General features: G+C 69.0%; 12 protein-coding genes. 4 read left to right on the top strand and 8 right to left on the bottom strand.

Annotated elements, in window-relative coordinates; translation table 11 throughout:
* Position 1 precedes the first annotated feature (1 nt).
* The 4 genes from ruvA to HHAL_RS11160 all read right to left on the bottom strand — a co-directional run bounded on the left by ruvA (position 2) and on the right by HHAL_RS11160 (position 3677).
* Complete coding sequence (gene ruvA / locus HHAL_RS11175) at positions 2-616, bottom strand: Holliday junction branch migration protein RuvA (RefSeq protein WP_011814998.1); 615 nt, start codon at positions 614-616, stop codon at positions 2-4.
* Positions 613-1116 (bottom strand): crossover junction endodeoxyribonuclease RuvC, encoded by a 504-nt coding sequence (gene ruvC / locus HHAL_RS11170; RefSeq protein ID WP_011814997.1) that lies wholly within the window; start codon positions 1114-1116, stop codon positions 613-615. Before ruvC ends, ruvA begins: the two co-directional genes overlap by 4 nt.
* 3 nt (positions 1117-1119) lie before the next feature.
* Positions 1120-1863, bottom strand: a complete 744-nt coding sequence (locus HHAL_RS11165) for a YebC/PmpR family DNA-binding transcriptional regulator (protein ID WP_011814996.1) — start codon at positions 1861-1863, stop codon at positions 1120-1122.
* Between the two features lie 80 nt (positions 1864-1943).
* The gene (locus tag HHAL_RS11160) at positions 1944-3677 is read right to left on the bottom strand and encodes a long-chain-fatty-acid--CoA ligase (protein WP_011814995.1); all 1734 of its coding nucleotides are present in this window, start codon (positions 3675-3677) and stop codon (positions 1944-1946) included.
* A gap of 75 nt (positions 3678-3752) precedes the next feature.
* Between HHAL_RS11160 and pabB the strand changes: the two genes are divergently transcribed.
* Positions 3753-5138 (top strand): aminodeoxychorismate synthase component I, encoded by a 1386-nt coding sequence (pabB, locus tag HHAL_RS11155; protein ID WP_011814994.1) that lies wholly within the window; start codon positions 3753-3755, stop codon positions 5136-5138.
* On the opposite strand, the gene HHAL_RS11150 is transcribed toward pabB, so the two are convergent.
* Entirely contained in the window at positions 5122-5967 is an 846-nt protein-coding gene (locus tag HHAL_RS11150) for an HDOD domain-containing protein (protein ID WP_011814993.1), read from the bottom strand. The genes pabB and HHAL_RS11150 overlap by 17 nt on opposite strands.
* Positions 5968-6105: 138 nt before the next feature.
* Between HHAL_RS11150 and phaR the strand changes: the two genes are divergently transcribed.
* On the top strand, positions 6106-6636 hold the full coding sequence (phaR, locus tag HHAL_RS11145; protein ID WP_011814992.1) for a polyhydroxyalkanoate synthesis repressor PhaR: 531 nt from the start codon (positions 6106-6108) through the stop codon (positions 6634-6636).
* Positions 6637-6949: 313 nt separating this feature from the next.
* On the top strand, positions 6950-7696 hold the full coding sequence (gene phbB, locus HHAL_RS11140) for an acetoacetyl-CoA reductase (RefSeq protein WP_011814991.1): 747 nt from the start codon (positions 6950-6952) through the stop codon (positions 7694-7696).
* Between the two features lie 357 nt (positions 7697-8053).
* Here the strand turns inward: phbB and HHAL_RS11135 are convergent, their stop codons facing one another.
* Genes HHAL_RS11135 through HHAL_RS11125 form a run of 3 tightly spaced genes read right to left on the bottom strand, consistent with a single transcriptional unit; the run spans position 8054 to position 11395 of the window.
* Complete coding sequence (locus HHAL_RS11135) at positions 8054-9094, bottom strand: alpha/beta fold hydrolase (protein WP_011814990.1); 1041 nt, start codon at positions 9092-9094, stop codon at positions 8054-8056.
* Complete coding sequence (locus HHAL_RS11130; RefSeq protein ID WP_011814989.1) at positions 9094-9882, bottom strand: poly(R)-hydroxyalkanoic acid synthase subunit PhaE; 789 nt, start codon at positions 9880-9882, stop codon at positions 9094-9096. Before HHAL_RS11130 ends, HHAL_RS11135 begins: the two co-directional genes overlap by 1 nt.
* A gap of 52 nt (positions 9883-9934) precedes the next feature.
* Complete coding sequence (locus tag HHAL_RS11125) at positions 9935-11395, bottom strand: beta-barrel assembly-enhancing protease (protein WP_011814988.1); 1461 nt, start codon at positions 11393-11395, stop codon at positions 9935-9937.
* Between the two features lie 102 nt (positions 11396-11497).
* Here HHAL_RS11125 and HHAL_RS11120 point away from each other — a divergent pair, with 102 nt between their 5' ends.
* A complete protein-coding gene (locus HHAL_RS11120; protein ID WP_011814987.1) occupies positions 11498-12595 on the top strand; it encodes an AI-2E family transporter in 1098 nt (365 codons plus the stop codon).
* Positions 12596-12604: the final 9 nt, after the last annotated feature.

Below are 12604 nucleotides of genomic sequence, written 5' to 3'. Positions count from 1 at the left end.
CTCACCCCCCTCGCGGCACGGCGCGCTGCAGCGCACGCCGGATGATCGCCTCGCAGCCGAGCTCCGGCTCTGCCGCGTTGCGGGCCATGCGCGCCGCCTCGGGCGGCTTGTAGCCCAGGGCGACCAGGCCCTCGATGGCCTCGCTCACCGGGTCGTTCTCCCCGGTGGGGTGGTCCGCGCCCGCAGCGGGCGCGGCCGTGGACCCGCCGCCCACCCCGTCTAGCCGATCACGCAGCTCGACGATGAGTCGTTCGGCGGTCTTGCGGCCGATCCCCGGGACCTGGGTGAGCCGCTTGGGGTCGTCGTCACGGACGCAGCGCACCAGCTCTTCGCCGTCCACGCCGGAGAGCAGGGCCAGACCCAGCTTCGGCCCGACGCCGGAGACGCGGATCAGCCGCCGGAACAGGTCCCGTTCGGCGCGGGTGCGGAAGCCGAACAGCGTCTGTCCGTCCTCGCGGACGCTGAGGTGGGTATGCAGGATAACCTCCCGGCCGGTCTCCGGCAGGGCCTCGATGGTGGATAGCGGCGCCTCGACCTCATAGCCGAGCCCGTTCGCCTCGACCACCAGTGTGGGCGGGCGCTTCTCCAGCAGTGTGCCGCGCAGCCGGGCGATCATCGGCGGGCTCCGGTCGTGGCCGCGGTGAGGGGGGCGCTGCGGTGATGGGCGTGGCACAGGGCGGCGGCCAGGGCGTCGGCGGCGTCCTCGGCCGGGCTGGTGCGCAGGCGCAGCAGGGCCCGGACCATGTAGCCCACCTGGGTCTTGTCGGCGCGACCGCTGCCGGCAATCGCCTGCTTGATCCGCGCCGGGGCGTACTCGGCCACCGGCAGGCCTGCCTGGACGCAGGCCGTCAGGGCAGCGCCGCGGGCGTGGCCGAGCTTCAGGGCGGTGTCGGCGTTGCGGTGGACGAAGACCTGCTCGAGGGCGACCTCTTGGGGGCGGTGCTCGGCGATCAGCTCGGCCAGGCCGTCGAAGATCCGCCCCAGGCGCTCGGCCAGTCCGGCCTGCCGCGGCAGGCGCAGCGTCCCCTCGGTCACCAGGCGGGTGGGTCGGCCGTCGTCGACGATGCCGTAGCCGGTGACCCGCGAGCCGGGGTCGATGCCGAGGATGCGGGTCATCGCCTAGCCTTCTTCGTAGGCCTCCGCCGGCAGGTCGGCGTTGGTGTAGACGTGCTGCACGTCGTCCAGGTCCTCCAGGCGCTCGATCAGCCGGGCGGTGCTGACGGCGTTGTCGCCCTCGATCTGGACGGTGAGGTCCGGGCGCTGGGTGACATCCGCCTGCTCGGGCTCCAGGCCGGCCTCGGTCAGCGCATCCCGCACACCGCGGTAGGCCTCTGGCGTGGTCAGGACCTCCAGCGACCCGTCATCGTTCTCGACCAGATCGTCGGCGCCGGCCTCCAGGGCGACTTCCAGCACCTGGTCGCTGTCGGTGCCCGGGGCGAAGACCAGCACCCCGCGCTCCTGGAAGAGATACGCCACCGAGTTGTCGGTGCCCATCTTGCCGCCATGCTTGCTGAAGGCGTGGCGCACCTCGGAGACGGTGCGGTTGCGGTTGTCGGTCATGCAGTCGACCATGATCGCCGAGCCGCCGGGGCCGTAGCCCTCGTAGCGGATCTCCTCGTAGGCCTCCGCCTCCTCCAGGCCGGCGCCTTTCTTGATGGCGGCGTCGGCGCGGTCCTTGGGAAGGTTCACCGCAAAGGCGCGGTCCAGGGCCAGCCGGAGCCGGGCGTTCATCTCCGGGTCGGGGCCGCCGAGGCGTGCCGCGACGGTGATCTCGCGGATATGCTTGGTGAAGATCTTGGACCGCTTGGCGTCCTGCGCCCACTTGTGGCGTTTGATGTTGGCCCACTTGCTGTGTCCAGCCATGGATCCTCTACAGGCTTGCTCGTCGGGGAGAACGATCGCGTCAGGATACCACGCCCGCCTGGTCTGTCCCGATACGCCGGTTACGCCCCGCTCGCCTCGACGATGGCCCGAGCCTCCTCGCGCAGATCCCGTCGCAGCAGCTTGCCCACCGCCGATTTGGGCAACGCGTCGCGGAATACCACCCGGCGGGGGACCTTGTAATGGGTCAACTGCTGTCGGGCGAAGTCGAGCAGCTCCGACTCGGCGAGTTCCTGCTGTTCGGGGGTGACCACGAAGGCGATCACCGCCTGCCCGGCCTCTCCGCGCGGTGCGCCCACCACGGCGACCTCGGCCACGGCCGGGTGCTCGGCCAGCGCCTCTTCGACCTCGTTGGGGTACACGTTGAAGCCGGAGACGTCGATCATGTCCTTCTTGCGGTCGACGATGTAGATGTAGCCATCGGGGTCCATGTAGCCGATGTCGCCGGTGTGGAACCAGCCGCCGCGCAGCGTCTGGCGATTCTCCTCGGGGCGCTGCCAGTAGCCCTCGAAGACCTGGGGGCCGCGGCCGACGATCTCGCCGGTCTGACCTTGGGGGACGGGCCTGTCGTCATCGTCGACGATGCGCACATCCGTCCCGGGGAGCGGAACGCCAACGCTGCCGAGGCGGTTCTCGCCGTGGGGCGGGTTCACCGCCAGGACCGGGCTGGTCTCGGTGAGGCCGTACCCCTCGAGGGGCGTGTGGCCGAGCAGCGACTGCCACTGTTCGGCGGTGCTGCGGTGCAGGGCGGTGCCGCCGGCGATGGCGAAGTCCAGGTGCTGCGGCGGGTTCTTCTGGAACCACTCCGCCTGCAGGAGGCCGTAGAAGAGCAGATTGACCGCCGAGAACTTGCTCACCGGGAACTGTTCGAAGGCCTTGCGGAGCTTGTCCACCGGGCGCGGTGAGGGGCACAGGATATTCCGGCAGCCGTAGTGGTGGAAGGTGAGTAAGTTAAAGGTGAAGGCGAAGATGTGGTAGAGCGGGAGCGCGGTCAGCACCACGTCCTCGCCCGGGCGGATGGCGTCGCCGGCCACCCGCTTGATCTGCTCGAGGTTGGCGAGGATGTTGCGGTTGCGCAACTCGGCCCCCTTGGGCAGTCCGGTGGTGCCGCCGGTGTACTGCAGCAGGGCCAGGTCGTCGGGACTGCGCTCGGGCCAAGGCTGCGGGCCCAGCCGCTCGCCGCGGGCCAGCACCGCTCCGAGCCGGCGCGTGCCCTGCGGCGAGGCCGGGATCTCCCGCTTGGCGCGCAGGACGCCGTGAACAAGGCCGCGCTTAAGCCAGGGGAAGAGGTCGGCAACCCCGCTCAGGACCACCTCCTCGACGGCGGTCCCGGTTAGCGCGCCGGGGAGCTTGTCGGCAAACAGGTCGACGATGACCAGGACGCGCGCGCCACTGTCCTGCAGTTGGTGCTGCATCTCCCGCGGGGTGAAGAGGGGGTTGATGTTCACCAGGACCGCGCCGGCACGCAGCGTGCCAAAGACGGCGACCGGGTAGGGCAGGGCGTTGGGCATCTGCACCGCCACCCGGTCGCCGGGGCGGATCCCGGCCTCGGTCATCAGCCAGGCGGCGAAGCAGTCAGCCAGGCGGTCGACGGTGGCAAAATCCAGGGTGGCGTTCAGGCCATTCTCCAGGCAGGCGGTGTACGCCGGCAGGTGCGGGCTCTGCTCGGCCCGCCGACGGGCGATGTCCGCCACGGTGCCCAGTTCCTGCAGCATCGGCTCTTGGTCGGGGGGGGTACCGTAGCAGCGCTCCCAGGGACGGGCATCGTAGAATGCCGCATGGCCTTGGTCGGTCATGATTCTCCTCCGTCGACCGTAGGTTTTTTTATCGTTGCGAGGTTAAACGATCTGAGCTGTCCGGAGCACCATTACGTGTCCTTACCCCTGCAATCTCGATCCCTGCCGTACATCGGTGACGGGGCAACGGCGATGCGCGTCCTGGGGGGCGAACCGTGGTCAGCGTGGCTCGACTCGGGCCACGGCGGCTGTGCCGGGGCGCGTTACGACATCCTCGTCGCCCGGCCGACGGTCACGCTGATCGCAGCCGGCGGGCAGACCACCATCCGGCGCGGCGAGCGGGTCGAGCGCCGGCACGGCGATCCGCTGGCCCACCTGGCTGCTGAGCTCGATGCCCTCGGCCCGCTCCCCGTTGACCCTCGGTGGCCGTTCACCGGCGGCGCGGTGGGGTATTTCGGCTACGACCTGGGGCGCCGCCTGATGGGGGTTCCGGGTGCCGATCCCGCGTTGCCCGAGATGGCCGTGGGGATCTACGAGCACGCGGTAATCACCGACCATCGCCACGAATGCAGCACTGCGGTGGGGCGACGCCTGGATGAGGCCTGGCTGGCGGACGTGGCCTGCCGCCGGGAGACGGGGGCGAGACCGCAGCCGTGGTCGACCGCAGGTCCGGTCCTCCGTGAACCGGACGCCGATGGGTACGCGGCCGCTTTCCGTCGGGTGCAGGGGTATCTGCACGCCGGTGACTGCTACCAGGTCAATCTGGCCCGGCGCTTCTCGGTGCCCTGCTGCGGGGATCCCCAGGCGGCGTACCTCGCCCTGCGCGCAGCCTCGTCGGCGCCCTTTGCGGCGTGGCTCCGCTTCCCCGGGGGCGATGTGCTCAGCCTCTCGCCGGAGCGCTTCTTGCACATCGACGGCGACGGGCGGGTGACCACCGAGCCGATCAAGGGCACCCGGCCGCGGTTCACCGATCCCGCCGAGGATGAGGCGGCCCGCCGGGACCTGCTGGGCAGCGCCAAGGATCGGGCCGAGAACGTGATGATCGTCGATCTGCTGCGCAACGACCTGGGCAAGGGGTGCGAGGTGGGCAGCGTGCGGGTGCCGTCGCTCTGCCGCGCCGAGCGCTTTGCCAGCGTGCACCACTTGGTCAGTACTGTCACCGGGCGCCTGGCCCCGGGGCGGCGCGCCACCGATCTGCTGCGCGATTGCCTGCCCGGTGGCTCCATCACCGGGGCGCCGAAGCGCCGTGCCATGGAGATCATCACCGAGCTCGAGCCGGGACCGCGCGGGGTCTACTGTGGGGCCATCGGTTACCTGGGGCTGGATGGCCGCATGGACACCAGCATTGCCATTCGCACCGCGACGTGCAGCGACGGCAGTATGACCTACTGGGCCGGTGGCGGGGTGGTGGCGGACTCCACCGCTGCCGCCGAGCTCCAGGAGACGGAAGACAAGGCCGCTGGTTTTCTGTCGCTGGCCGAGGGCGGCCAGGCCGCGGCAGGGGTCAGGCCTCGCCGCTGAGCAGTTGTGCGAACGCCGCCAGGGCCTCGTACTCCTCACGGCACGCGTTGCCGATGCGTTCGAGCTTGCCCTGCGGGATGGGCGGGGCGTCGGCGCACTGCTCCGGGTCGAAACCCCGCTGCAGCCACTCGTTGGCGAACCGGATGGTGGTCACCAGATCGGCGTGGGCGCCTTGATAGCGTTCGCGGTGGGTGTGCCCCGCAGCGACGACGATGGCCTCGGGGATCGACCACTCGCGCAGTAGCAGAGCCCCGGCCTCGCCGTAGTCGCAGCCCAGGGCGCGATGGGTCATGCCGGCCAGCGAGCGCTCCGGGTCCGCCTCATGTTCGGCGAGCACCTCGTCCATGGTCTGCGGGAAGACATGCACCAGCAGCAGCAGACCGATGCTGTGCAGCACGCCACCCAGGTACGCGGCGTCGCGGTTCTCCCGCGGGGCGGAGTGGGGGGCCAGACGAGCGGCGCAGAAGGCGGTCCCTAGGGCCTCGTGCCAGTACCGCTGGAGCTGGAAGTGGGGGCACTGGCCCGTCTGGAAGATGTCGTTGAGCAGCAGCGAGGTGGCAAGTACACGCACGCGGTTGAGCCCGATGCGCATGATCGCCTGCTCGAGGGAGTAGACCGTCTCGCGGCGGGAGAAGAAGGCGTAGTTGGCGATGGCAACGATGCGCGCCGCCAGGCCCGGTTCGCGGGCCAGAGTTTCGGCGACGTCGCTGATGTTGACCTCGTTGTGGCTGGTGGCCACCAGGATGTCGTGAGCGACATAAGGCAGGGCGGGTAGGGTGTTCGCGTCACCCAGCCGCTCCAGCGTGGCCACCCGTTCGGCGTTGCCCATGAATAACCTCGGTCGGGGTTGGGTGGGGCCAGCCCGGGGGTGGCCGGCGCCGCGTGAAAGCTACCCCCATGGTAGCAACTCGCTTGACACTCCACGCACCGCAGCATACGGTTCGGGTGCCCGCGCCGGAGGCTCTGAATGTCAGATACCCGCATCATCAAGAAGTATCCCAATCGCCGTCTGTACGATACGGCGATCTCGAGCTACATCACGCTGGCCGACGTCAAGCGACTGGTGCTGGAGAGCGTCGACTTCCAGGTGGTCGATGCCAAGACCCGCGAGGACATCACCCGCAGCATCCTGCTCCAGATCATCAGCGAGGAGGAGGAGGAGGGCGAGCCGATCTTCTCCAGCCAGCTGCTGGCCCAGCTCATCCGGGCCTACGGCGGCAACATGCAGAACATGCTCACCAGTTACCTGGAGAAGAGCCTGGAGCTCTGGGCGGATCAGCAGCGCGTCTTCCAGCAGCGCACCCGGGAGTTCATGGACCACAACCCCATGAATATCATGACCCAGTTCGCTGAGCGCAACCTGGCCCTGTGGCGGCAGATGAGCGGGCTGGACGGCACCCGCGACGAAGAAAACAGCGGGTTTGAAGACCCGCCCGCCTCCAGCCGGGGCCCGGGGCGCCATCGCCGCGACGAGGACAGCGAAGGCCCTCAGGGCTGATCGGCGGCCCCGCCCGCTCCTCCACCTTCGACGCCCCGCCCGGTCCCGTTGTGGCTTCGCCCCCGCGCGCCCGTGCCCACCCCGGGACGGTGTTTCCGCGGGGCCGCATAACCCTCTGCCCACCCTGCTGTTCCTCGCCTCCTGTCCTGCCCGGCGGTGCCCCGCCGGCGGCAATGCGCGTTGACACTCGCTGCGCTGCACCATAAGCTTCGTAGGCGCAGCAGATGCTGCGATGCACAAAAGTGGTGCGCCGCGGCCGGGGGCCGAGCGCCCACGGGTGCAAGTCGAGTGCAAAAGAGCGAGGAATACCGTTATGGCAGGTCGTTTGGCCCTGGTAACCGGAGGCAACGGTGGCATTGGGACCGCTGTCTGTCGCGAACTCGCCGCGCAGGGGTATCGCGTGGTCACTACCTGCGTGGACGCCAAGGCGGAGCGCGTGGACGAGTGGCAGGCGCAGCTGCGCGAGGAGGGCTTCGAGGTCGGCTACGTCGAGTGCAATGTGGCGGACTACGCGTCCTGCCAGCGCATGGCTGAGCAGATGGCGGCGTCGTACGGTGAGGTCGAGGTGCTGATCAACCTCGCCGGCATCACCCGCGACGCCTTCTGCCACAAGATGGACCACAAGGACTGGCAGGATGTGGTCGACATCAATCTGGACAGCGTGTTCAACGTCACCCGTCAGTTCCTGAACGGCATGCGGGACCGTGGTTTTGGCCGCATCGTCAATGTCTCTTCGGTGAATGGCCAGACCGGGCAGTTCGGTCAGGCCAACTACTCAGCGGCGAAGGCGGGGATGCACGGCTTCACGATGGCCCTGGCCAAGGAGAACGCGCGCAAGGGTGTGTCGGTGAACACCGTCTCGCCGGGGTATGTGGCGACGAGCATGACGGCGGCGATCCCCGATAATGTGCGTGAGCAGATCGTCTCACAGATCCCGGCCGGCCGTATGGCCGAGCCCGGGGAGATCGCCCGGGTGATCGCTTTCCTGGCGGCGGATGAGTCGGGCTACATTACCGGTGCCAATGTGCCGGTCAACGGTGGCCAGTTCTGCAGCTTCTGAGCTGCCCGGGTCCGCCCGTTGCATCGATGCCGGGCGGACCCGTATTTGACAGGTCAATGTGACGGCGCTATCATGTTGCGTAGCAACAATGCCGCAGCCCACCCTCCCTGCGTGGGGCAGAGATCTAGGTGGGTCTGCGGCGGAAGGCTCCTGACGGAGCTAGGATTTTGTTAGCCGGTCTCCTCCTGGCGGCGTCTCCTTCCTGGAGACAGTTGTCGCCAACTCCTTGCCCCCTCTCTGAGGGGGTTTTTTTTGGGCGCGGCCCCGGTCCAGCCGTGCGCCCGAATGGAGCAAAGATTGTGGTGAGCTTGAGCGGCCGCTGCAAGCTTTCTCGATGTGGCGCTGCACCAATCTGGGTCATTCCGCCAGCCAGGCCACGATGCGCGGCAGGAGTTCCGCGTGGGCACGGCGGCTGATGAATACGCCCAGGTGCCCCCCGGGGAAGGTCAGCTCGCCATAATCCCCTGAACCCACGTGTGTGCCCAGGGCGCGGGCGGCGTCGGCGGGGACCAGGTGGTCCTGTTCGGCGTAGACGTTCAGGATCGGGTGCTCGATGTTGGCCAGTCGCACGGGCTGGCCGTCGAGCTGCAGTGTGCCCTGGATCAGTCCGTTGCGCTGGTAGCATTCGCGGCCGAATTCAGCAAACGCGGTGGCTGCCTGGTCCGGGCTGTCGTACATCCAGCGCTCTAGGCGCAGGAAGTCGTGGAGGGCCTCCGGGTGGTCGGCCAGCTCGGGCAGGTCCATGTAGCGCTGGGCCAGGAGTCGGTAGGGTTTCAGGGCGACAAAGACGCCGTTGAGCCACTCCGCCGAGATGTTGCCGAGGGACCGCGCCGCCTGGTCGAAGTCGACCTCCCGCGCCATGCGACTGAGGTTGTCGCCGGGGGTGTGGAAGTCCACCGGGGTTACCAGGTTCACCAGCCGGTGGACCCGTTGCGGCTGCAGGGCGGCCAGGCACAGCGCGAAGACCCCCCCCTGGCAGACACCGAGCAGGTCCGGTGTGGTCCCCTCGCTGGCGGCGACCTCGTCGGCCGCTGCCGCGAGAAAGCCCTCGATGTAATCCGCCAGGCCGAGGAAGCGATCGGCGCCCTTCGGGTACCCCCAGTCGAGGAGGTAGACCGGGTGGCCGGCCCGGGTCAGGGCGGCGATCAGTGAGCGGCGCTCGGTCAGATCGAGGATGAACGGGCGGTTGACCAGCGAGTAGACGATCAGTACCGGGCGTTGTCGGGCGCCGTGGGTCGGGCTGTAGCGGCGCAGGTGCATGCCCGGCCCCACCTCGGCGTGGTGGGTGAACGGGGTGGCGCCGCGGGTGTCCACGGGCAGTGCTGCCGCCTGGTCCAGCGTCTCGATCAGCCGGCGCTGCCAGTCGGTCAGTCCGTTGCCGGACGGCCTCTCTGCCATCAGCGCTCCCGCGATCCGGGTGACTGGTCGGCACGCAGGGTGTTCACCTCCTCCCGCAGGCGGGCCACCTCCTCGCGCAGCGCGGTCAGCTCGTCGCCGCGCGCCGTGCGGCGCTGGCTGCGCTCGAGTTCGACCAGGCGCCGCTGGGTGTCGATGAAGTCGTCCCGGTTGGGCAGGTCCAGGGTGCGCAGCCCGGCGTCGACTTGCTCCTGATAGCGGTTGAGTAGGGCGGTGGTGGCATTGGTCAGCCGCCCGAAGGCCGCGGCCCACTGCTGCGAGGCCAGGGTCTCCTCGTAGCAGGCCTCGCTCTCGGTCAGCCACCAGTCGTAGAGCGTTCGATAGCTCTCCGGCGGCGGCTGCTCCGGGGTCTGCGCCGCCACTTGCAGGCGGTGCTCGAGGGCGTCGAGTCCGGCGCGCACCGAACCGATCAGGATCCGGGCACACTCGGCGTAGGCGCGCAGGTACCGGTCCAGGGCCGCCTGCAATCCCTGCGCGCGCTCGAGGCCGTGCTGCCAGGGGCCCAGCCGGGCGATGGTCTGGAGCCACGGCGCCAGCCACTCCGGGGTTGGATCCGCCGTCCCCCCTTCCTTGCCGGCCGCCGCCGGGGCGACCGCCTCCAGCGCGGCCTGCGTGGTGTCGAGCTGGGTGCGCAGGCTCTGGAAGGCTGCCGTGCAGGCCGGCCCCGGCGTGCCGCCGTCGGCCTCCAGGGCACGCCATAACACCCCCACGGGGATGGCATCGCCCATGCGGAGGATCCAATCGCTGTCGAAGGCTTCGCCGGACGCCATGGCCGCGCTCCCAGAATGCTGCGGCAGTCTACTAAGGCGGTGGAAGGGATGGCTAGTCCGCGGCGTGCTGCGTCCAGCGCGCCTTGAGTGCCTCGGCGCGGGCGCGCTGGTAGCGGTCTTCGCCGGCGTGGCGGATGGCATTGTTCAGTTGCGCCACGGCCAGTCGGTGTTCGCCGCGGCCCCGGTAGTGTTCGGCCAGCGCGATGTAACCCTCGGCCTCGCGGCCGGCGGCGTGGGCGGCGTCGGCCAGCAGCCGCAGGAGCTGAGGCGATCCGGACGACCCGCGGGTCGCGCGGGCCAGCACCCGGCGCGCCTCCTTGGCGTCGTCGTCGGCCAGCAGGGTCTCGGCCAGTCGGTAGGTGGCGGCCCAGCTACCCGGGTACAGGGAGCGGGCCTCCCGGTAGGTGGCCAGTGCCTCCTCGGTGTCGCCGATGGCGCGCAAGATCTCGCCGCGCCCGAGGAGGACGTAGAGGCGCTCCCCCTCGATGGCGCTCAGGGTGTTGAGCAGGGCCAGGGCCTGGGCGTGCTGCCCCTCTTCCCAAGAGAGCGCCAGGGCGAGGCCGTAGAGGGCGGCCGCACGCTCGGTGGGGTCGTCGGTGCTGCGCCGCAACTGATCCCGCATAAACGCCACTGCGCTGGTGCTGCGCTCCCTATTAGTGAGGACCTGCTGCCGGGCGCGAATGAAGGCGTGATGGCCGCTCTCGTAGACGGTGCCGCCCTCCAGGCGTTCGGCCAGGCGTTGGGCCTCGTTCAGGCGGCGCTCGGTGAGCGGGTGGGTGCTCAGGTACTCCGGCGGATCCTCGGCAAAACGGGAGGCGTCGGCCAGGCGCTCGAAAAACCCGGGCATGCCGTAGGGGTCGAGCCCGGCGGCCACCAGGTTGTGGAGGCCGACCCGGTCCGCCTCCTGCTCGTGGGTGCGGGAGTGGCTCAGCTGCTGCTGGATGGGCGCGGCGATGCCCGCCATGGCGGCGGCGCTGCCGGCCTGCGGGCTCTGCGAGCCGATCAGGATGGCGGCCAGGACGGCGGCGGCGGTCTGCAGGTTGAGTTGCTGCGACTGAGCGTACTGCCGAGCGATGTGGCGCTGGGTGACGTGGGCGATCTCGTGGGCGAGCACGCCGGCGAGTTCGCTCTCCGTCCGGGTTTCGCGGATCAGCCCGGTGTGGAGGCCGATGTATCCGCCGGGCAGGGCGAAGGCGTTGATCTGGTCGTCTTCCACCAGGAAGAAACTGTAGCCGAATCCCGGCTCGTTGCTGTGCGCCGCCAGGCGGTGCCCGAGGTTCTGGAGATACTCATTGGTTTCTGGGTCCTCGTGCAGGGGTAGGTGCTGGCGGACCTGGCGCATGATTTTGGCCCCCAGTTCGCGCTCCTTGTGCACGGGCAGGGCGTCCGCCCCCGGTACGCCAAGCTGCGGCAGCTGGGCGCTCTCCGCCTGGACCGGCGACGGGGCCGGGGCGGTGAGCGTCAGCGCGGCGATCAGTAGGGCCGCGGCTGTTCGGCGGAGGCGATCGAGCATGGTCAACAATTGGACTGGGCGGCGTGGATGCAAGTTCCCGCAGGCGCAAGTCTGTTCTGGCTACGTTATCATCGAAGCGCGATCCGCGAAGGAGATGCGCCCTTGGAGCTGATTCGTAGCTGGCTGCGACGCACATTCAACGACCCTCAGATCGCTGCCTTCATCGTCTTGATGGTGGTGGGCCTCGGGGCGCTGCTGATGCTCGGCAGCATTCTCGCCCCGGTGATCGCCGCCGTGGTGATCGCCTACTTGCTCGAAGGGGTGGTGAGGGGTTTCGAACGCGCCGGGGTGCCCCGGATGCTGGCGGTGGTGATCGTCATCCTGTTCCTCACCACCTTCCTGGTCCTGGTGCTCTTTGCGCTGATCCCGTTGCTCTACCGCCAGGTGGGCCAGCTGGTGGATCAGCTGCCGGCGATCCTCGCCCAGGGGCAGATGCTGCTGCTGCAGTTGCCCGAGCATTACCCGCAGCTCTTCTCCGAGGCGCAGATCCGCGAGATGCTCGATACCGCCCGGCGGGAGATCACCGACCTGGGGCAGCGGGTGGTGGCCTCGGTGACGGTTCAGTCGCTGATGATCCTCGGCACGCTGGTGATCTACGCGGTGCTGGTGCCATTTTTGGTCTTCTTCCTGCTCAAGGACAAACGGCTGTTGCTGCAGTGGGTCAGCAACCATATGCCCCGCCACCGTGCCTTTGCCTCGGAGGTGTGGCTGGACGTCGATCAGCAGATCGGCAACTACGTCCGCGGCAAGTTCATCGAGATCCTGATCGTCTGGGCGGTCACGTACATCACCTTCTCCCTGTTGGGGGTGCCGTTTGCCATGCTGCTCGCGGTGGCCACCGGCTTGTCGGTGATCATCCCCTATGTCGGGGCCTTCGTGATGACCGTGCCGGTGGCGCTGATCGCCTACTTCCACTTCGGGGTGAGCCAGGAGCTGGTCTACGTCCTGGTGGCCTACACCATCATCCAGGTGCTCGACGGCAACGTCCTGGTGCCGCTGCTCTTCTCCGAGGTGGTGAACCTCCACCCGGTGGCGATCATCGTCTCGATCCTGGTCTTCGGCGGGATCTGGGGATTCTGGGGGATCTTCTTCGCCATCCCGTTGGCCACCTTTATCCAGGCGATCATCAAGGCGTGGGTGCGGCGCCGCAAGCCGCCGGATGACGAATCCGCAGGGGTCGAGGAGGAGCTGGTCCCCTGAGCCCGAGCG

It is taken from the genome of Halorhodospira halophila SL1 (genome assembly GCF_000015585.1).
Lineage (GTDB): Bacteria > Pseudomonadota > Gammaproteobacteria > Nitrococcales > Halorhodospiraceae > Halorhodospira > Halorhodospira halophila.
This window is presented reverse-complemented; position numbering and strand designations above follow the sequence as displayed.

Coding starts and splice junctions, on each gene's coding strand:
- ruvA (WP_011814998.1), bottom strand. CDS start 616: ATGATCGCCCGGCTGCGCGGCACACTGCTGGAGAAGCGCCCGCCCACA.
- ruvC (WP_011814997.1), bottom strand. CDS start 1,116: ATGACCCGCATCCTCGGCATCGACCCCGGCTCGCGGGTCACCGGCTAC.
- HHAL_RS11165 (WP_011814996.1), bottom strand. CDS start 1,863: ATGGCTGGACACAGCAAGTGGGCCAACATCAAACGCCACAAGTGGGCG.
- HHAL_RS11160 (WP_011814995.1), bottom strand. CDS start 3,677: ATGACCGACCAAGGCCATGCGGCATTCTACGATGCCCGTCCCTGGGAG.
- HHAL_RS11150 (WP_011814993.1), bottom strand. CDS start 5,967: ATGGGCAACGCCGAACGGGTGGCCACGCTGGAGCGGCTGGGTGACGCG.
- phaR (WP_011814992.1), top strand. CDS start 6,106: ATGTCAGATACCCGCATCATCAAGAAGTATCCCAATCGCCGTCTGTAC.
- phbB (WP_011814991.1), top strand. CDS start 6,950: ATGGCAGGTCGTTTGGCCCTGGTAACCGGAGGCAACGGTGGCATTGGG.
- HHAL_RS11135 (WP_011814990.1), bottom strand. CDS start 9,094: ATGGCAGAGAGGCCGTCCGGCAACGGACTGACCGACTGGCAGCGCCGG.
- HHAL_RS11130 (WP_011814989.1), bottom strand. CDS start 9,882: ATGGCGTCCGGCGAAGCCTTCGACAGCGATTGGATCCTCCGCATGGGC.
- HHAL_RS11125 (WP_011814988.1), bottom strand. CDS start 11,395: ATGCTCGATCGCCTCCGCCGAACAGCCGCGGCCCTACTGATCGCCGCG.